We start from the raw sequence: 17058 nt of genomic DNA, 5'->3' as shown, positions 1-17058 counted from the left end.
GGAGTTATAAATGTCGGCTGCACCAAAAGTGGAAACACTCAATCCCCTTTTCGACAAACGTCTTATCAATGCGTTCGTCGACGGGGTTATTAAAACTTTAAAAACCATGGCGCAAACAGATGCATCTCCAGGCAAGCCCTTCATCGAACCTCAGTTCGTTTTGAAAGGTGAAATCGCAGGGATGGTAGGCATGGTGGCTCCTCCTCTTAAGGGAACTCTTTTGATCTCTTACGGCAAAGACAGTATCTTCCATATTCTGGAAAATATGTTGGGCGAAAAATACACGACGATTAATGGCGAAGTGTCTGATGCCGTCGGTGAAATGACGAACATGATCTATGGATCTGCTAAAACGACATTGAACCAATTGGGTTACAATTTCGAAATGGCAATTCCAACAGTGATCTCAGGTGACTTTAAAATCAGCCACGCTGATAAAGGCGCTACCCTGGTTATTCCTTTTAATCTTACCAACGGCTCTACTTTCTATGTGGAGATAACGGTTCAATAATGAAACCCAATTCAGGTTCTACTGTTGATGTTCTCATCGGGAGTCCCCGGGACTCCTTCTGGGAAACAGTCAAAGTAGTCCTGAAAGGGTATTATCCCTACCAGCTCAAACACTTTCGCAGTGTTGATGAGGCTCTAGAAACCACCTCTGACACTTTCACTCCGGTCTTAGCGCTTATCGATGGTCAAGATGGCACTGCAAAAACCAATGAATGGGTGCAGTCCACAAAAATGAATTATCCCGACAGTCATGTGATTGTTCTGCACTCTTCAGCCGCTCCTCTTGATTTTAACGTCGTGAAAAAAAATGGCGCGGATGAAATCATGCACATCAATTTTGACCGAGAGTTTATTTCCGACGTTATTCTGCAGCTGGCACCGATTGAAATGGAAGGCGATAATATTCCTATTACCTCGTTAATGCCCGTGGATTTGCGCGATATGGAAGCGCAGGTCACCATCAACTTTGATGTCTATGTTCACCTCCCCGCCAATCATCGCTCCGTGTGTATGCGAAAAGCGGGAGACGTGGTTGACGAAAAACATCTGGATAAGTTCAAAGCCTTAAAACAACAGATGTACATTAAGAAGACGCAGATGAAAGCCTTCTTTGAGTACGCTCGCACGGTGATGAGCTTGCGCAACATTCCGTTGCCAGTCTCGATGACTGAAAAATTTCATCGCTCGAAAAAAGCCATTTACGAAATCATGGCGCAATTTCTTAATGGAGCTGCCACAGATTACTCTGAAGGTAAGATGATCTTGGAAAGATGCCGCAACATCATCGTGGATTTTGAGCTTACCAAAGACATGGATGCTCCTGCTATCTTCGATGAGATCTTCCGTTTTACGGGTAACACGCGCACGCTTTATCATGACTGCATCTGTCTTTCAGCTTACGCGGCTTACTTCGCCCAGCTTCTAGGCTGGAGTGCCGAGAAGCGCGAAAGTGCTGCGATTGCAGGACTCTTGCACAACATCGGGCTTTCACAGATGCCCCCGACGGTGGGAGATAAGTCGGTGAAAGATTTTTCTGCCGAAGAGCTCCAAGCGTACCACTTTTACCCTGAGCGCTCGGTCAACATGGTGAAGGCTAAAAAAGTCCCCTTACCTCAAGAGATCGCCGACGCCATTGGACAGCACCGTGAAAACAACCTCGGCACCGGTTTTCCAAAAAAACTGAAAGCAGAAGACATTTCTGAGTTCGGTAAATTAATGGCCTTAGCCTATCGTTTTCATGAAATGACGGCTCTTCAAGACGGCCGCCAAGCGACAGCTGCTGTTCAAGCCATGACCCTGCTTAAAGAAAATGCTTTAAGTGGCAATGGTGAACTGGATTTATTGATGACCACCCAGGTCTTCAAAAAATTTAAAGCGTAAAGACTCTTCCGGCTCCGGCATATACTCCGACATATCTTCCATATAATCCGTCGCCACGATATCGCGCAGATCAACTTGTTTATTCTGCCAATCCACCACTCGTAAGACGGCCGCCGAAGACACCAGCCCCTCATAGACGTAAAGGAAAATTAAAAGACTTCCCGTCACCCAACGCACATTCGCACGACTGGAACGGGGCTTAAACTGAACAACCCGTGTTTCTGCCACCCAATCAGCCAAATGAGTGCGATCGTATCTGAAAAAAGCCGGAGCATAAACGGCCCACGAAAAGAAGAATGTCAGTCGTTCTGTCAAAGGGCGCAATACACACTGACGCCAATCCAAGGCTTCGTTCGAATGAGAGAACGGCACCACCTTTAAACCCATAAACCATTTCCCGGGCGTTGCTTGCATCATCACCAAGAAAATGAATTCGTAAATAGCCGGAATTAAAAACATCAGCCCTAAAGTGTAAAAAGAAACCCGCACGGGGTCGTCCGTAAAGATCAAAAGAAAAAAAGATTTTAGAAACGGAATATAAAAAATTAAGCGAACGGCTTGGTCTATGCCTTGAGCAATCAAACGACGGAAAGTACTTGGCACATAAACGTTATCCATGTTGTTCCTTTTGCAAATAACCCTGCAACCACGCCAGAGCCTTTTCACGCGAATCCAGGCGACGTTCAAGTTGTTCATTAAAAGCTTCGGCTAAACAGACACCGATACTTTTTCCCGAAAGCTTTCCCTTTAAGTCTTCGCCATTAAGGTAGGGTTTCGGGAGCTCTGCCCCCCAGGATTCCCAATCATCGAGAATGTTTTGAATAGAAGCGGACTGCGTTCCTTCCGACAATAAAACTTGCAGTGCAAACAAGACTCCCGGATCCGTCAATGCCTGCAACTGTTCACCTCTTCGCTTTTGCAAAAAAGCGGAAGGGTTTTGCCATAATTCCCAAGATTTTAAGATAGCTCTTTGTTCTTTTACTGAAAGACGCAAAAGAGCCACGGCCTTTTCCAATTCTTCGCGCGAGGCTTTGCGCATAAACAAAGAAAGAAAGTGCCAAGTTTCTTTAGTAGGACCGCGGGGCTGCCACGAGTTGTCTGAAAGGCGAAAGGCAAAGAGTTCTTTTAATAGACCGGTCTCTTGCATAACCCTTAAACCCTTGCTGGCGGCTTTTGCCTTTAATAACTTTCCCATCTCGTCGCGCAGTCTTTCACCACTGACGGTGTTCACAAGACTTGCCATGGCACCTATTGCGGTCTGAGTTGCCGAGTCTAAAGAAAAATCCAATTGCGCCACAAAACGCGCCGCTCGAAGAAGGCGAAGATGATCTTCCTTAAAGCGTCGTTCGGCATCACCGACGGTACGTATCAGCTTGATTTTCAGATCCTTCTCTCCGTCGACATAATCCAGAACTTTTTTTGCCACCAGATCATAGAAAAGGGCGTTCACTGTAAAATCACGGCGTTTGGCATCTTCTTCAGGTGAAGAAAATTCGACATGGTCAGGGCGACGGCCATCTTTATAGTCGCCATCGGTTCTAAACGTCGCCACCTCAATATCGGCGTCGCCGATAATCACTCTCATCACCCCGAAGACTTTTCCCACGTTGACAGTCTTTTCAAACAGAGCTTCGATTTGATCGGGAGTCGCATTTGTTGCCACATCCAAATCATTAGCGGTAATACCCAAAAGAGCATCCCGAACACAACCTCCGGCCAAAAAGGCTTTGTAGCCAGCCGCCTGCAATTTGTGGTAAATTGCATTCACCGCGGGCCAATGAGGATGAGTTTCCAAAAGATGCTGAACTTGCGACATGGAAACAGTGTAAGTTAAAGAAGGCCTTGAAAGAAAGAGTTTGTTCGTGACGCCACAGGAGATGACCTCTCTTATTGATGAAACTTTGCAGGAATTGGGATTTTCCCATTTCGGCTTCACGTCTTTAAGCAAACCTTTAAGTTTTGATTATTATAAAGAGTGGCTCAAAGAAGGCCTTCATGGTGACATGAAGTACCTCGAAGATCATGCCCCCATTAAAGAAGAGCCGCAAATCAAATGGCCTCGGGCCCGCAGCGCTCTGGTCTTTGCTATCCCCTATTACCCCCACCCGGAAAAGAAAGCTGATTTTCCGTTAAAACAAGCCCGAGTCAGTCTTTATGCTCAAGGAATGGATTATCACTTTTGGTTCAAAGCTCGCATGGCCGAGCTCTGTAAAAAGTTGCAAGAAATTTTACCAGAAGAAGAGTTTCTGCCATTCACTGACAGCAGCCCGGTTTTAGAACGAGATCTCGCCAAACGCGCCGGCTTAGGATGGGTTGGAAAGAACACCTGCCTTATCCATCCCAAAAAAGGCAGCCTGTTTTTCATCGGAGAAATCTACACGTCGCTGGATTTAAATACCACATTTGAACCCCTGCCTGATTTTTGCGGCACCTGCCGTCGTTGCATTGATATCTGTCCCACCAACGCACTTCTCGAACCGAAAAAAATGGATGCGCGAAAATGCATCTCTTATTTAACTATAGAGTCTCGGCAAATTCCCGACGTGGATTTGCGAAAAAAAATCGGTGACTGGTTCTTCGGATGCGATTTGTGCCAAACCGTCTGTCCTTGGAATCAGAAAGTTTTTAAAGGCCAATTAACTATTGAAAAAAGCCTTCAACTTAGCTCACAAGAAGCAGATGACTTGAGCGAAGACTTGCGCTACATTCTGACGTCTTCGGGAAAAAAACTGACAAAGGATTTTTTAGGCACGCCCTTAGCACGAGCGGGTTCGTTCGGTTTGAAACGCAATGCCTTGCTCGTAGTGGCCAACCGAAAAATGGTCCATCTGAAAAATGAAGTGAGCGAACTTTTAACACACGAAAAATTGGGAGAGCTGGCTGCCTGGACGCTGGCTACTTTAAACACTGATTAAATTCATCCCGATCTTCTTTTTTTGCAAAAACAATCCCCATTTTTGTTGAATTCAAGATACAGGAAAATGTGTATTTTTTGGCGTCGCCAAAGCCCAAACGCAAACTGTGATAAAGAAGAATCTGTCTTTCCGTCAGCATCACATCAACTCTTTTATTCACTAAGAGCTTCAATCGCTTTTCCACGCCTTGCATTTCTTGATAGTCCGAGAGTCTCTTGATTTCATCCAACTGGGGCTTATCCAAAATGTATTGCGCGTTTTTAAAGGACACCACTCTTCGTCCTTTCAGATGCTCCAATTTCCCAATATGAATATTATTTTCGGCCAAAGTCACAAGACAGTTTTCAGGTTGAAAGAAGCGCTCGCTTTCAAAAAATCCGGGAAGGGCCGCTGCCGGAATCAAACCTCCCGCATCAATCGCGCCGCTTTTAAGGCGCTCGATGGTACGTGCCGAGGGCATCGCACGGTACTTCGCATTCCACTGGCACTTCTTGAATGTGCGGTCCATGGTTTCAAAGGCAATACCGCGCCCCTGGCCCTCTTCAAAGATCACGTAAGGTTCTTGATTTTCAGGAAAGCCGACGGTGATGTCCCTCGCCTGCGCTTGGAGCGGAAGGTATAAACCCCACACAAGAACAGCGAGCGCCCATTTCACCATTACAACCCCAGTTTTTTCAGGAGATCATCAATCTCAGATTGTTTGAGTTTTTTATCTGTGGTTCCTGTTCCCACACTCATAGAGTATTCTTCGCTAAACTGATTTGAAACCCAGCGCAGTCTTTCAATGAAGGCTTGCGGAATCTTTTCACGAAGAGTTTTACCTTCTTCAAAGATATTATCGATCAAAGATTCCAATGTCTCTGTGGCATCCAACAAAAGAGCGACACAAATGTCGAAGAACTGTTCGTTGTCGGTTATTTGAGACGCTTTGTATCCGACAGCTTTGCAAAGCGCGGCATAGTCAGAAATCATGTGCAATGGATGATCTGCGGGCACCATCATCGCTAAGCTTTTTGCTCCACCCATGATGCGGTCCACATTGTTTCCGTAATCGGCCAGTTTTGTCACTTGAGAGAAGTCGCCTTCTATACTTTCGAGAAGGTCTATCAACTCTTCAATCAAGGTCTTTGACTCGCCCACAAAATCTTCTACAATTTCTTTATCAATCGACATCAACTCACGATAACAATCGAAGGATACAGAGGCAATGGATTATGTTTCTATTCGCGTAAGCACCCTGCGCGGAGATCAAAAGATCGACTTCAACGCTTACGTTAAAATCAACGACAAGATGATCCTCTACCTTCGTCGCGGCGATAGTTTCGAAGGTGATCGCCTGCAACGTCTTAAGGACAAAAAGCTGCGCAAAATGTACATTTTGACGGACGAAGAAAACACCTACCGTAGCTACCTACAAAAGAATATCGAGATGGCTTACGACAACTCATCCAACAAAGATATTCAGACGCGCGCGGAAATCATTCAAGGTTCTCAACAAAGCAATACCGAAGAGGTGTTTGAAAACCCAGACAACGTCGAATCCTACAACTACTGTAAAGACGCCGCCGGCAAGTACGTGAACTTCATCATGAGCAATGCGCAAGCGACACAAACGATCATGAACATGGAAAACACGGATAAAAACATCGCCCATCACGGCGTCACGGTTTCCACTCTCTCGATCGCGTTGGCGCAAAAACTGGGCATCAACGATCCAAAGAAGACACAGCTTCTAACCTTAGGTGCTCTTCTTCATGATTATGGTCATCACAACTCGCCATTAAATTTAAACCAGCCCCTAGATAAAATGAGCCCCGAAGACAAAAAAATGTGGAATCAACATCCCCACGACGGAGCCCAAAAGGTTCACGATAAAAAACACTTCGATCAAACTGTGATTAATATCATTGCACAACACGAAGAAACAATTAATGGTGCAGGCCCCAAAGGCATGCGTGAAAAAGAGATGGATCCTCTCTCAGTCATCGTCTCATCGGCGAATGCCATGGACCGCCTGATCACCTTCGAAGGTGTTCCAAAAACGGAAGCGGCTAAAAAACTAATGATTGATCACGTCGGCAAGCACCCGCTTCAGCATTTACAGATGTTGAATGATATTCTGCGCGGAGTTTAGACAATAAGCTTACTGCCTCCGGCAGTAAGCTTTATTCTGACAAGAAATACCCATCCGGGATTTTAGAACACAAAACCCACAGTCAGCATCGGAAACAACTCAGAGACTTTTGTTTTAGAGTCAGCCCCATTAGTTTCCTTGTATTCAATCGAACGATAGGTCAATTCCACACCTACGATCACAGAGCTTGAAACCTCGGATATATAACCAAAGTCGCCTTGAAATCCAGAACCCTCTTTGAGGTTGCCGTTTTCAGCTGACACGAGATAGTGACCTTTTAAAAAGAAACCGCTCGCACCGAAGTATCCTATGGAAGCACCCATCGCACTGCCATCTGCATCCGAGCTTCCAGACTGATCTCGCTTCGTATAGATGCCACCTAAATAAAAACCGTTCCCTTGCAAGTAACCCAGCTTGATATCATAGATGGCTGTTTTACTATCACTGGAGGTTGAATCGTCTTCGACCGTCGAATTATACATGAACGCATTCGCGGTTAATAAAACCCCGCTGGACGAGCGCGCCTCAGCCAATGAACCGAGGGCTGTCGCGAAAAGTACAACGAAAGAGAATAAATGAAACTTCATCTGGCACTCCTTTGCTAATAATACTTTTATATTTTTATGATATCGCTACCGACTAAATGAGAAAACTTTTTTTCCCATTCTTCCGCCCCAATCATCGGAACAGCTTCGTCGATTAAAGCCATCTGTATCAGTTGCTCTTTTGTGAACTTTCTATCTTCTTGTAATAAGTCGATAAGCCGTGCTTCATAAAGATCCAGTGCCTTTTCTGTCACGGTGTGGTTTTTATCGCTAAAGACAAAGGCATAAACACCTTTGTCTCGATTTAGAACTGAATTCGCCTGAGACAAAGAAACGATCTGCAAGCTGGGGTTCACAAAGACAAGGCCCACTTCCGTCGTTCCTAAATCAAAGGGCTGAATTTCGATCCACGCCTTCACCCACTCCCAGTGAGAAAGCTCGCCCAGTTCTTTGTTATCAGGGAATTTTTGTTTTAAGAATCCGACGAAATAACGCCAGTGATCTTGCAAAAGCCAGCTGCTCCATTCCATCTCTTCCAGATAGTTATCGCGCACACGCTTTGCGGCTAATCCCAAACGCTGCTGCGTCAGGGGGAATATTCGCGAAAACACGGATTCTTGCTCTTTGAGAAAATCAAAGCCTTGACCCTCTTCCGTCTTTAGCGGGCGAAGCCATTGCAGAGTTCTTAAAAGTTCAGCTTGATAAATCGAGTGAACGGATCGTGGGATGTGCTCTTCGTAAGTTTGCAAAACAAACTTTTTGGTTTTCTGCAGCTCTTCCAACTGATGGCGACGAACGGCGCCGACACCCACCACATCCACATCGCGAATGATTAAAACTTCAGCACTAGGCACTTCACCATTCATCGGAAAATAGAGGTTCTCGGAAGCCGTTTCTTTGGACATTAAGAATATCTTATGTGTGCAATCTCATAGGGGCAAGCTACAGGCCCGTAAAATCCCTTAAAAGTGCCCTTCGAATAAGCAGTTGACTCGTTTGGTCAAGCACTGGAGTAGGAATACTATTGACCTGATTTTCGAGCCATGAAACAAGGTGGGGCATGAGATTTTTGCTTTTCGTCCTCAGCCTTGCTGCCACTCCGATGGCTCTTGCTGTTCAACCTATTGAAGGAACAGTTTATAGAGACTCGAAAGGTGTTTATTTGTCTGCTTATTCAGACGATAACTGCAAGCTCTATACTATCGAGACGAAATCTGAAGATGCCGCTTTAAGCGTTCGCAAACTTTCTAACGGTGATACTGTTACGGCTTCAGGTCTTATCGACTCTAAGTCTTGCATGGCGATCATCGAAAGTGTTGATTACGTCGGTCTTAAAAAACTTCTAGGCTACTGGTACAGTCAAGAGGGTATCATCACCGTTCGTGATTATAATTCTTTGAGCTTCTATCCCATCAACATGAACGATTTCCAAAATGGGAAAGACTTCACGCAGATTGATCCGATCACTTACCGTTACAGTGTGACGCCGTCTGATGGTAAAGAATGGGTTCTTTTCCTTTCCGACAGTACGAGCACTGTGTTCGCGACGATCTTGTTCAACAAGAACAACGCGACGATGAGAATCTACGATTCCGAAAACGGAGAGATCATCAAAGTTCTTCGCCTTTCTAAGTGGGGCAATCTGAAATAATGAGCTGGTTCCATCCCATCGACAAACATCTTCTTTTCACCAAAAATGACAAAGAGGATCCGCGTCTGGGTGAATGCGTCCAGCTTTTCCCTAAAGGCGATCTGCAACAGCTGACATCTTTAGATTTTGATTTCGCTCTTCTTGGCTATCCTGATGACGAAGGCATTGCTTTGAATGGCGGTCGTCCCGGCGCTCAAAATGCCCCGACTCAAGTTCGCACTTATCTTTATAAAATGACTCCCCACCTAGCAAGCACCCGCTTGCCGAAAATTCTGGATCTGGGTGACCTGGTTGATAAAGAAAAACCCCTTGAAGATCGCCACGAAAAAGCTCGCCAGACAACGCGGGCTTTGGCACAAACGAAGAAGCCTTGGATCTCCATCGGCGGAGGTCATGACTATGGTTACTGCGATGGCGCAGGCTTTTTAGACCTTCACAAGGACAATGCCGTATTGATCAACTTCGATGCGCACATGGATGTTCGTCCTACTGACAAGGGCTTTAATTCAGGCACTCCTTTTCACCGCGTGCTTTCGGAGTTTTCCGGTCACGTAGACTTCGCGGAAGTCGGCATTCAGAATCAGTGTAACAGCCAGGCACATATCCAATGGGCAAAAAGCAAAGGAGCTTCCGTCTTCACATTGGATCAAATCAATGCCGAAGGCCTTATGCCGGTTCTAAAAAGCTTCATGAAGGGCAAAGAGCAGAAAAAAGTTTTCTTAAGCATTGATATCGATGCCTTTACTTCGAATGAAGCTCCGGGTTGCAGTCAGTCTTGGACGACAGGTTTATTCACAAAAGAATTTTTAGAAAGCTTTCTTTATCTGATTCGCGAATTCGATGTTTGCGGTATTGGTATTTACGAGGTTTCACCTCCTTTGGATCAAGACAACCGCACCAGCAAACTGGCAGCACTTCTTATTCATAATTTCATCTTCGCCACTTTAAAAAAGGCCTAAATCATGAAACGCGGTTTCGGCAGCGACAATCATGCTGGCATTCACCCGCAGATTCTAAATTCACTTGCTAAAGCCAATATTGAACACGCGCCCTCTTATGGGACGGACGAGTGGACCGAACAAGCGAATGAAAACTTTCGTCAGCACTTCGGGAAAGACGCTCAGGTCTTTTTCGTTTTTAACGGCACAGCGGCGAATGTAACGGCTTTGCGAGCCCTGACTCGTCCCTACCATTCCGTACTTTGTGCAGACGTCTCTCACATCAACGTCGATGAGTGTGGCGCTCCGGAACTTTTAGCCGGTTGCAAACTCGTTCCTATTCCAACCACAAACGGAAAGATGAAAGTTGAAGACTTAGAAAAAGCCTTCATTCGTCGAGGAGATCAGCACTATTCTCAAGCACAGGTTCTTAGCATCACGCAACCGACGGAACTAGGTACAACTTACAGCCTGGAAGAACTTAAATCGCTGATCACTTGGGCTAAAAGTAAAAAACTGTACGTGCATATCGACGGCGCTCGCATCGCCAATGCTGCGGCTTATTTGAAAAAATCCTTCAAGGAATTCACGACGGACTTAGGCGTCGATGTCGTGTCATTCGGAGGCACGAAAAATGGCCTGATGATGGGCGAAGCTGTTGTGTTCCTCAACAAGGAACTGGCACAGGACTTTAAATACATCCGCAAACAGAGCACCCAGCTTCCTTCCAAGACTCGTTTTATCGCCTGTCAGTTTCAAGCATATCTAGAAAACGGTCTTTGGAAAGAGATCGCCGATCATTCTTACACTATGGCCTTGTATCTGTACGAGGCTGTTCGTAATATTCCTGGGGTGAACGTGCGCGAGGTTCCGCAAAGTAATGCGGTCTTTGCAACGATCCCAAGTCACTGGGTGAAAACCCTGCGCGAAAAATATTTCTTTTACGTGTGGGATGAAAACACTTTTGAATGCCGTTGGATGACCTCTTGGGACACACAAAAAGAAGACATTGATGGCTTTGCCGAACTTTTAAAGGAGCTTGCAAAATGAAATACCCTCCGGTGCATTATCACAGCTACTTGGGCCTAGATCCTTTACTGAACTCTCAGCATCGTAAAAGCGAAGAGTACGGAAAGCCGGCCCACGACGAGATGCTTTTCATCATCACGCACCAGGCTTACGAGTTGTGGTTTAAACAAGTTCTTTTTGAATTGGATTCGGTTCTAGAAATTTTCAAAAAATCCAAAGTCGCTGAAACCGACATGGGTTTAATGAGTGCGCGCTTAGAAAGATCCGTGGCGATTTTGAAAATGATCATCGGGCATGTCGATATTTTAGAGACAATGACCCCACTTGATTTCTTAGATTTCCGGGACATGCTTTACCCCGCTTCCGGCTTTCAAAGCTTCCAGTGGCGTTTGTTAGAAACGAAATTGGGCTTGCGTATGGACGATCGCCTTTCTTACAACCAGGCGCCTTTTTATAAGTCCTTAAGCGAAAGTCAGCAGGGCGAAATGCAAAAGGTGATCTCGCAACCGTCTCTTTACGACTCTGTCGAAAAGTGGCTAGAGCGCACGCCCTTCCTTCAAGGTGAAGATTTTAACTTCTGGGATTCATATAAAAAAGCCGTGGCAACCATGTTCCAAGAAGACATGGACATTGTGAAAAACAATCCGCGCCTAAGCGATGAAGATAAAAAGAAAAACATCGAAGGTTTACAGGCCACTCTAAAAAGTTTCGATGCTCTTTTTGACGAACAAGCCTTTGAACAACTGCGCAAAGAGGGCCAATTCCGCCTGAGCTACAAAGGTATGCACGCGGCTTTGTTAATTCAGATTTATCGCGATCAGCCGGCCCTTCAAACTCCGTTCCGTATCATCCGTGCCCTTTTGGATATCGATGAGACTATGACAACGTGGCGCTATCGCCATGCTTTGATGGCGATGCGTATGTTAGGTCAGAAGATCGGCACTGGCGGATCAAGTGGTCACAAGTATCTTGCCGATGCGACAGCGAAGCACAAGATCTTTGGAGATTTCTTCAATCTTACGACCTTCTTCATCCCTCGCTCGAAAGTCCCGCCACTTCCGAAGTCGATGACGGATAGAATGAATTTTCATTATTAATCAAAAGAAAGGCGCCCTTCGGCGCCTTTCTTTTTAAGTTCTGTTTTTAATAATCATCAACAACTTATTTAGAAATTCGGACGCGGCAGACATTAAACACGAATCCCTGCCGATCTAAACGTTTAGGAAACCTTTAGAAACGCAGACAATTAAAGTTCTTTGATGAATTTCAGGATCTCAGCCGCGTGCCCCTGAGCTTTAATCTTACGGAATTCTCCGACGAGTTTTTGATCTTCGTCGATCACGAAAGTACTGCGCTCAATACCCATCACTTTTTTGCCGTACATGTTCTTTTCTTTGATCACGTCGAAAAGCTGGCAAACTTCTTCGTCTTCATCAGAAAGAAGTTCAAACTTAAAGTCGTACTTGCAGATAAACTTATCATGAGATTTCAAACTGTCGCGTGAAATTCCATAGACAACCGCGTTCTGCTTTTTAAACTGCGCCAGTAATTCGTTAAACTCTATGCCTTCGGTCGTGCAACCCGGAGTGCTGTCTTTAGGATAAAAATAAAGGATTACTTTTTTCCCTTTTAAATCAGTCAGAGAAAACGTGTCTCCGTTAGAAGAAGGAATTTTAAAATTGGGAACTTTCTTTCCCATTGCGATCTTAGCGGCCATGAGGCACTCCTCCTGCAGGAATTTGCGGGGCTTCAGGTTGGGGCTCAGCGCCCTCCCCACCCTCTGGATTCTGCGGGTTTTCAGGGTGAGGTTCAACATCTATCACCGGCCCACCTTGCTGCTCCACCGCCCGTTGCATCATGACATCCGGGTCCACACCTCTCGCCGCAGGAATTGCAAAGGTTGGCTGTTCCGGCGATCCAGGCAAAGGCGTTAAAGCAGCAGGCTCTTGGGGTTCTTGAACGGGCTCTCCATTCTCCTGCACATGCACTTGTTCCTGGCCTTCAGGAGGAAGCTCCAAGGGAGGCGCATTCGCGGGTCGCTCCGCCTTCACCGGTGTCTTAGTTGGAGTTGGAGTCGGTACAGGTGCCGGTTCTACTGGCGGTGCATACAATTCTGTTTCCGTAACTTGAATTTTACCAGCCATCGGGACGTCGGCGACGATCTTACGTATATCACGCAGATTCTCGTACACTTTTCCGCGCAATTTAATCAGATCACGGCCTTCTTTTTGATAGTCGTAAACATCCAAACGCACCATTTGCTCTTGTGTACGATCCTGCGCCCAGTCTTTGCAATTTAGAGCAATCAACTGCTCTTTGTCGTTTCCGCGCAAAGTACACTGAATGGGTTTATTTAAAACCCCCGCATTAAGCCCCAAAATTTCTTGCAGGTTTTCGGGATAAAAAGTCACTTGAACTTCCAACTCATGCGCCGCCGAAAAAGCAGCGATGCGTTTAGCCGCCGACTTCTCACTGCATTTCTCGAAAACCTCCGCTTTTTGCGGAAAACCATTCAAGCCCATGACATCACGCTGGACCAAATAACGGTCGCAGCTAAAAAGAGATTTATTGGAAAGCTTGATATTCTGTGAGGACAATAAAGCTCTCTGAACTTTTCCAAAGGGGGACTTCCCCACAGGTCGGCGCTCATCATTCAAGACCCACCATGCCTCTCGATGAATGGAGTCAGCTTGTTCGAAATAACGCGCAAATACATTCAAGCTTTTATCTTTTGGCTCATCGACTTTGGTGGGTTTCATGATCGGTTTAGGTGCCGAAGTAGTTGCCACAGAGGCCGGTTTTTCCTCTCGGGAAAAACACGAAATCATGCTTAAAGAAAGCGCCCCAAGGGCCAGGATGCGAACAAGGTGCATTGCTTAAGTTTTGCAAATAGACTGAATGAAAACAAGAATTTACTTTACCCATCTCGAATCTTTACTCTATCCTTGGAAAGTACAGAATTTATTTAGCAACGTGGAGGAAAGATGGAAAAGATCTGGCTTAAACACTACCCTAAAGGAGTCTCTCCGGAAGTCGATGTTACGAAGTATTCGTCTCTTTTCGATCTTTACGAAGAGTCCATTCGCATGTTTTCTCAAAAGAAAGCATTTACGAACATGGGAGTCAGCCTCACCTTTTCTGAACTCGATCGCCAAGTTCAAATTTTTGCTTCGTTCTTACAAAACGAATTGAAACTAAAAAAAGGCGATCGCATTGCGATTCAAATGCCGAACGTACTTCAATTTCCGATCATCGCTTTCGCAGCTCTTCGTTCAGGACTGACGATTGTAAATACCAACCCGCTCTACACAGCCAAAGAAATGCAGCACCAGTTCAAAGACTCGGGTGCAAAAGCCGTGGTGATCTTAGCGAACTATGCAAGTCAGCTTGAACAAATTCTTAAAGACACGCAGATCGAAAGCGTTGTTATCACAGAGATCGGTGATCTTTTCCCTGCACCGAAAAGAATCTTGGTGAATTCGGTTGTGAAGTACATCAAGAAAATGGTTCCTGCTTACAATCTCCCCCAAGCCTACACATTCCGTCAGGCGCTGGAACTTGGAGCGATGAAGCCTTCACAAAAAGTAGCTTCCACTTTAGATGATATCGCATTCCTTCAATACACAGGTGGAACAACGGGTGTCGCTAAGGGCGCAATGCTTTTACATCGCAACGTGCTTGCCAATGTTTTGCAAATCCGTGATTGGATGAAACCGAAATTGCGTGAAGGTGAAGAGATTGCAATTGCGGCTCTTCCTCTTTATCACATCTTCGCCCTGACTTTAAACTGCTTGGGTTTGCTTCGTTATGGTGCAGAAAATATTCTGATCACAAATCCGCGCGACATCCCTGCTTTTATCAAAGAGATGAAAAAATCGCCTTTCACCGTCCTTGCGGGAGTGAACACCTTGTTCAACGCTTTGATGAACAATCCTGCCTTTACGACCATTGATTTTTCAAAAGTGAAAATCAGCGTTGCGGGTGCGATGACTTTACAAAAACCCGTCGCCGAAAAATGGATGGAGCTAACAAAATCCGTGATCGTCGAAGGCTATGGATTGACAGAGGCTTCTCCGGTTGTCTGCTGCAACCCTATTGATGGCACGGACATCGTGGGCACCATTGGCCTGCCGTTCCCAAGCACTGAGATCAAACTTCTGAACGATGACGATCAAGAAGTCGCACCTGGCGAACCAGGGGAACTGGTTTGTAAAGGACCACAAGTCATGGCGGGCTACTGGAATAAACCAGAAGAGACAGAAAAAGTTCTTAAAGACGGATGGCTGCGCACAGGTGACGTGGCAACGGTAGATGAAAAAGGATTCTTTAAAATCGTCGACCGTAAAAAGGACATGATTCTTGTTTCTGGCTTTAACGTTTACCCTAACGAAGTGGAAGAAGCGATTGCTTCTCACCCTGGAGTTCTCGAAGTCGCGGCTATCGGTGTTCCTGATGAACACTCGGGTGAAATCGTAAAAGCGGTTGTGGTTAAAAAAGATCCGAATCTAACGGCTGAGGAAGTGATTGCCCACGCTCGTAAGAGCTTAACGGGTTATAAGACGCCTCGTTTGGTCGAGTTTAGAACCGAACTTCCTAAAACGAATGTGGGTAAGATCCTTCGCCGCGCTTTGCGTGATACGGCAAAAGCCTAATTCGCATTCAATATGCAGAAAAAAAGGCCGACGCACTGTCGGCCTTTTTTTTAAAGTCTTAATCAGAAAATTAAGCTTTTTTATTCCAAGATGCACACCAAGCATCTGCATAAACAAGCTTACCCGCAAAGATCGTGCAAGTTCCTGCCTCTTTGCCATTCTTAGCTTCTTTTTTCGCATAGAAACTGCAAGTTGCGCAGTGGTTGCCCTTCGCCTCGGGAGCTTTTTTATAGTCTTCAATATACTTCACTGCTTTTGCTACAGAGTCATTGGGATCTACCAATGGCATTCCGCCCCCCGCAGCTGGAGCCGCGCCACCACGTTTTTTTTGAGCTGCTGCCGTTGAAGAGAAAACAGAGTTCAAAACAGTGGGAGCAATCACTGCTACGCCAGTAAGTTTGATAAATGCTGAAAAGAAACCGCGACGATTCATTTTGTTCTCGATCATGTTGCCTCCGATTGGTTTTTCATTAACCAATCATATTAGCTTTCATTTAGTTTTCAACTACTATGCGCCGTGCGCCACTTTATGTTGCAGACTCTTAAAACAGACTTAAGGATTGGATTCGTTATTTGAGAGCTAAGGCAATTTTTTAGGAGAATATACCGCACTTACGAACGCGTGTAAGAAAGGAAAACTCGGCTTCCCCGTCATAAAAAATGAATGAGCAGCAAATGCCGCAAGGACTTTCCTGTTCTACATTCGAATGATTTTAGTGCTTATGACAAAGGCACGCGCGACGATTTAAGACGTGTGCCGTGATCAGGAAGATGCTTCCTAGAATCGTAACAACGTCGTGTTCGTAAACTTCAACCCACTCATGCGGAAGAAGCGAAGCGCCGCCGACCATCGTAAGACCCACAACGCCTAAAGCGAACACCTTCATCTGATTGTGATGTTTATAACCCGACCAGAACGCGAAAAGACCCACCGGAACAACAAACAAAGCCATGACCAAGTGAACCCACTCTTGATGGAAAAATTCGCCAAGAACGGGCAAAGCTAGAACTAATAGCGGTGTCGCCAGACAATGAAGCGCACAAAGACTGGAAAGAAAAATACCGATTTTATCCCAACGGTCTGTTTTTTCCTCGAAAGTCGCGTGCTGCGTGTGATCCACTTCACAACAAGAATCAATTTTCATAGGTTTTTCGATGATAACTTGCTCATCCATGCGGACCGCCTTTGGTCATTTACTTTTGTCCTAAATGCAAGTGACTGTCAACTAGATCCTCTGAATCCTTCGTTTCAAATAGGAAAGATGAAGAAGGTACAAGCTTCATCTCCCCTATATATGAGTCTT

At 45.6% G+C, this 17058-nt stretch carries 19 protein-coding genes; 9 read left to right on the top strand and 10 right to left on the bottom strand.

The features are described from left to right. The first annotated feature begins 10 nt into the window (after positions 1-10). Complete coding sequence (locus ACLWBD_RS08230; RefSeq protein ID WP_063207699.1) at positions 11-511, top strand: chemotaxis protein CheX; 501 nt, start codon at positions 11-13, stop codon at positions 509-511. Beyond that, complete coding sequence (locus ACLWBD_RS08225) at positions 511-1890, top strand: HD-GYP domain-containing protein (RefSeq protein ID WP_413570550.1); 1380 nt, start codon at positions 511-513, stop codon at positions 1888-1890. Before ACLWBD_RS08230 ends, ACLWBD_RS08225 begins: the two co-directional genes overlap by 1 nt. Here the strand turns inward: ACLWBD_RS08225 and ACLWBD_RS08220 are convergent. Further along, positions 1849-2508: an RDD family protein gene (locus ACLWBD_RS08220; protein ID WP_413570548.1), complete on the bottom strand. Its 660-nt coding sequence runs from the start codon at positions 2506-2508 to the stop codon at positions 1849-1851. The two genes, ACLWBD_RS08225 and ACLWBD_RS08220, sit on opposite strands and share 42 nt — an antisense overlap. Then, the gene (locus ACLWBD_RS08215) at positions 2501-3706 is read right to left on the bottom strand and encodes a CCA tRNA nucleotidyltransferase (RefSeq protein WP_413570547.1); all 1206 of its coding nucleotides are present in this window, start codon (positions 3704-3706) and stop codon (positions 2501-2503) included. Before ACLWBD_RS08215 ends, ACLWBD_RS08220 begins: the two co-directional genes overlap by 8 nt. A gap of 46 nt (positions 3707-3752) precedes the next feature. Here ACLWBD_RS08215 and queG point away from each other — a divergent pair, with 46 nt between their 5' ends. After that, on the top strand, positions 3753-4805 hold the full coding sequence (gene queG, locus ACLWBD_RS08210) for a tRNA epoxyqueuosine(34) reductase QueG (protein ID WP_413570546.1): 1053 nt from the start codon (positions 3753-3755) through the stop codon (positions 4803-4805). Here the strand turns inward: queG and ACLWBD_RS08205 are convergent. Then, positions 4786-5463: a substrate-binding periplasmic protein gene (locus ACLWBD_RS08205; protein ID WP_413570545.1), complete on the bottom strand. Its 678-nt coding sequence runs from the start codon at positions 5461-5463 to the stop codon at positions 4786-4788. The two genes, queG and ACLWBD_RS08205, sit on opposite strands and share 20 nt — an antisense overlap. Continuing rightward, the gene (locus ACLWBD_RS08200; RefSeq protein WP_413570543.1) at positions 5463-5978 is read right to left on the bottom strand and encodes a hypothetical protein; all 516 of its coding nucleotides are present in this window, start codon (positions 5976-5978) and stop codon (positions 5463-5465) included. The genes ACLWBD_RS08205 and ACLWBD_RS08200 overlap by 1 nt, the downstream gene beginning before the upstream one ends. Positions 5979-6012: 34 nt before the next feature. Here ACLWBD_RS08200 and ACLWBD_RS08195 point away from each other — a divergent pair, with 34 nt between their 5' ends. Next, on the top strand, positions 6013-6939 hold the full coding sequence (locus tag ACLWBD_RS08195; RefSeq protein WP_413570541.1) for an HD-GYP domain-containing protein: 927 nt from the start codon (positions 6013-6015) through the stop codon (positions 6937-6939). 62 nt (positions 6940-7001) lie between these two features. Here ACLWBD_RS08195 and ACLWBD_RS08190 read toward each other — a convergent pair whose 3' ends face one another. Beyond that, complete coding sequence (locus ACLWBD_RS08190) at positions 7002-7526, bottom strand: hypothetical protein (RefSeq protein WP_063207717.1); 525 nt, start codon at positions 7524-7526, stop codon at positions 7002-7004. Between the two features lie 26 nt (positions 7527-7552). Further along, positions 7553-8389, bottom strand: a complete 837-nt coding sequence (locus tag ACLWBD_RS08185; RefSeq protein ID WP_413570539.1) for a hypothetical protein — start codon at positions 8387-8389, stop codon at positions 7553-7555. 155 nt (positions 8390-8544) lie between these two features. Here ACLWBD_RS08185 and ACLWBD_RS08180 point away from each other — a divergent pair, with 155 nt between their 5' ends. From ACLWBD_RS08180 to ACLWBD_RS08165, 4 genes are read left to right on the top strand one after another with little or no spacing between them, the layout of a single operon-like run. Next, entirely contained in the window at positions 8545-9135 is a 591-nt protein-coding gene (locus tag ACLWBD_RS08180; RefSeq protein ID WP_155722564.1) for a hypothetical protein, read from the top strand. Then, positions 9135-10094: a formimidoylglutamase gene (locus ACLWBD_RS08175; protein WP_413570537.1), complete on the top strand. Its 960-nt coding sequence runs from the start codon at positions 9135-9137 to the stop codon at positions 10092-10094. Before ACLWBD_RS08180 ends, ACLWBD_RS08175 begins: the two co-directional genes overlap by 1 nt. A 3-nt stretch (positions 10095-10097) precedes the next feature. Next, a complete protein-coding gene (locus tag ACLWBD_RS08170; RefSeq protein ID WP_413570536.1) occupies positions 10098-11123 on the top strand; it encodes a threonine aldolase family protein in 1026 nt (341 codons plus the stop codon). After that, positions 11120-12199, top strand: coding sequence for a tryptophan 2,3-dioxygenase family protein (locus tag ACLWBD_RS08165; protein WP_063243180.1), 1080 nt, complete (start codon positions 11120-11122; stop codon positions 12197-12199). Before ACLWBD_RS08170 ends, ACLWBD_RS08165 begins: the two co-directional genes overlap by 4 nt. A gap of 149 nt (positions 12200-12348) precedes the next feature. On the opposite strand, the gene ACLWBD_RS08160 is transcribed toward ACLWBD_RS08165, so the two are convergent. Both ACLWBD_RS08160 and ACLWBD_RS08155 read right to left on the bottom strand, forming a co-directional pair. Continuing rightward, positions 12349-12819, bottom strand: a complete 471-nt coding sequence (locus ACLWBD_RS08160) for a peroxiredoxin (protein ID WP_063207729.1) — start codon at positions 12817-12819, stop codon at positions 12349-12351. Continuing rightward, the gene (locus ACLWBD_RS08155) at positions 12809-13975 is read right to left on the bottom strand and encodes a proline-rich domain-containing protein (protein ID WP_413570534.1); all 1167 of its coding nucleotides are present in this window, start codon (positions 13973-13975) and stop codon (positions 12809-12811) included. The genes ACLWBD_RS08160 and ACLWBD_RS08155 overlap by 11 nt, the downstream gene beginning before the upstream one ends. Positions 13976-14086: 111 nt before the next feature. Here ACLWBD_RS08155 and ACLWBD_RS08150 point away from each other — a divergent pair, with 111 nt between their 5' ends. Continuing rightward, positions 14087-15754, top strand: coding sequence for an AMP-binding protein (locus ACLWBD_RS08150; RefSeq protein ID WP_413570532.1), 1668 nt, complete (start codon positions 14087-14089; stop codon positions 15752-15754). A 70-nt stretch (positions 15755-15824) separates the two neighbouring features. On the opposite strand, the gene ACLWBD_RS08145 is transcribed toward ACLWBD_RS08150, so the two are convergent. Both ACLWBD_RS08145 and ACLWBD_RS08140 read right to left on the bottom strand, forming a co-directional pair. Then, complete coding sequence (locus ACLWBD_RS08145) at positions 15825-16202, bottom strand: high-potential iron-sulfur protein (protein WP_413570530.1); 378 nt, start codon at positions 16200-16202, stop codon at positions 15825-15827. A gap of 265 nt (positions 16203-16467) precedes the next feature. After that, the gene (locus tag ACLWBD_RS08140; RefSeq protein WP_373999602.1) at positions 16468-16929 is read right to left on the bottom strand and encodes a MerC domain-containing protein; all 462 of its coding nucleotides are present in this window, start codon (positions 16927-16929) and stop codon (positions 16468-16470) included. Positions 16930-17058: the final 129 nt, after the last annotated feature.

Source organism: Bdellovibrio sp. HCB117, from assembly GCF_047305915.1.
GTDB classification, from domain to species: Bacteria; Bdellovibrionota; Bdellovibrionia; order Bdellovibrionales; family Bdellovibrionaceae; genus Bdellovibrio; species Bdellovibrio bacteriovorus_B.
Note: the sequence above shows the minus strand (reverse complement) of the source record. Positions and strands in the feature narration are given on the sequence as shown.

Excerpts from the sequence above, each read along its gene's own strand:
- ACLWBD_RS08230 (WP_063207699.1), top strand. The coding sequence starts at position 11 with ATGTCGGCTGCACCAAAAGTGGAAACACTCAATCCCCTTTTCGACAAA.
- ACLWBD_RS08225 (WP_413570550.1), top strand. The coding sequence starts at position 511 with ATGAAACCCAATTCAGGTTCTACTGTTGATGTTCTCATCGGGAGTCCC.
- ACLWBD_RS08220 (WP_413570548.1), bottom strand. The coding sequence starts at position 2,508 with ATGGATAACGTTTATGTGCCAAGTACTTTCCGTCGTTTGATTGCTCAA.
- ACLWBD_RS08215 (WP_413570547.1), bottom strand. The coding sequence starts at position 3,706 with ATGTCGCAAGTTCAGCATCTTTTGGAAACTCATCCTCATTGGCCCGCG.
- ACLWBD_RS08205 (WP_413570545.1), bottom strand. The coding sequence starts at position 5,463 with ATGGTGAAATGGGCGCTCGCTGTTCTTGTGTGGGGTTTATACCTTCCG.
- ACLWBD_RS08200 (WP_413570543.1), bottom strand. The coding sequence starts at position 5,978 with ATGTCGATTGATAAAGAAATTGTAGAAGATTTTGTGGGCGAGTCAAAG.
- ACLWBD_RS08195 (WP_413570541.1), top strand. The coding sequence starts at position 6,013 with ATGGATTATGTTTCTATTCGCGTAAGCACCCTGCGCGGAGATCAAAAG.
- ACLWBD_RS08190 (WP_063207717.1), bottom strand. The coding sequence starts at position 7,526 with ATGAAGTTTCATTTATTCTCTTTCGTTGTACTTTTCGCGACAGCCCTC.
- ACLWBD_RS08185 (WP_413570539.1), bottom strand. The coding sequence starts at position 8,389 with ATGTCCAAAGAAACGGCTTCCGAGAACCTCTATTTTCCGATGAATGGT.
- ACLWBD_RS08180 (WP_155722564.1), top strand. The coding sequence starts at position 8,545 with ATGAGATTTTTGCTTTTCGTCCTCAGCCTTGCTGCCACTCCGATGGCT.
- ACLWBD_RS08175 (WP_413570537.1), top strand. The coding sequence starts at position 9,135 with ATGAGCTGGTTCCATCCCATCGACAAACATCTTCTTTTCACCAAAAAT.
- ACLWBD_RS08170 (WP_413570536.1), top strand. The coding sequence starts at position 10,098 with ATGAAACGCGGTTTCGGCAGCGACAATCATGCTGGCATTCACCCGCAG.
- ACLWBD_RS08165 (WP_063243180.1), top strand. The coding sequence starts at position 11,120 with ATGAAATACCCTCCGGTGCATTATCACAGCTACTTGGGCCTAGATCCT.
- ACLWBD_RS08160 (WP_063207729.1), bottom strand. The coding sequence starts at position 12,819 with ATGGCCGCTAAGATCGCAATGGGAAAGAAAGTTCCCAATTTTAAAATT.
- ACLWBD_RS08155 (WP_413570534.1), bottom strand. The coding sequence starts at position 13,975 with ATGCACCTTGTTCGCATCCTGGCCCTTGGGGCGCTTTCTTTAAGCATG.
- ACLWBD_RS08150 (WP_413570532.1), top strand. The coding sequence starts at position 14,087 with ATGGAAAAGATCTGGCTTAAACACTACCCTAAAGGAGTCTCTCCGGAA.
- ACLWBD_RS08145 (WP_413570530.1), bottom strand. The coding sequence starts at position 16,202 with ATGATCGAGAACAAAATGAATCGTCGCGGTTTCTTTTCAGCATTTATC.
- ACLWBD_RS08140 (WP_373999602.1), bottom strand. The coding sequence starts at position 16,929 with ATGGATGAGCAAGTTATCATCGAAAAACCTATGAAAATTGATTCTTGT.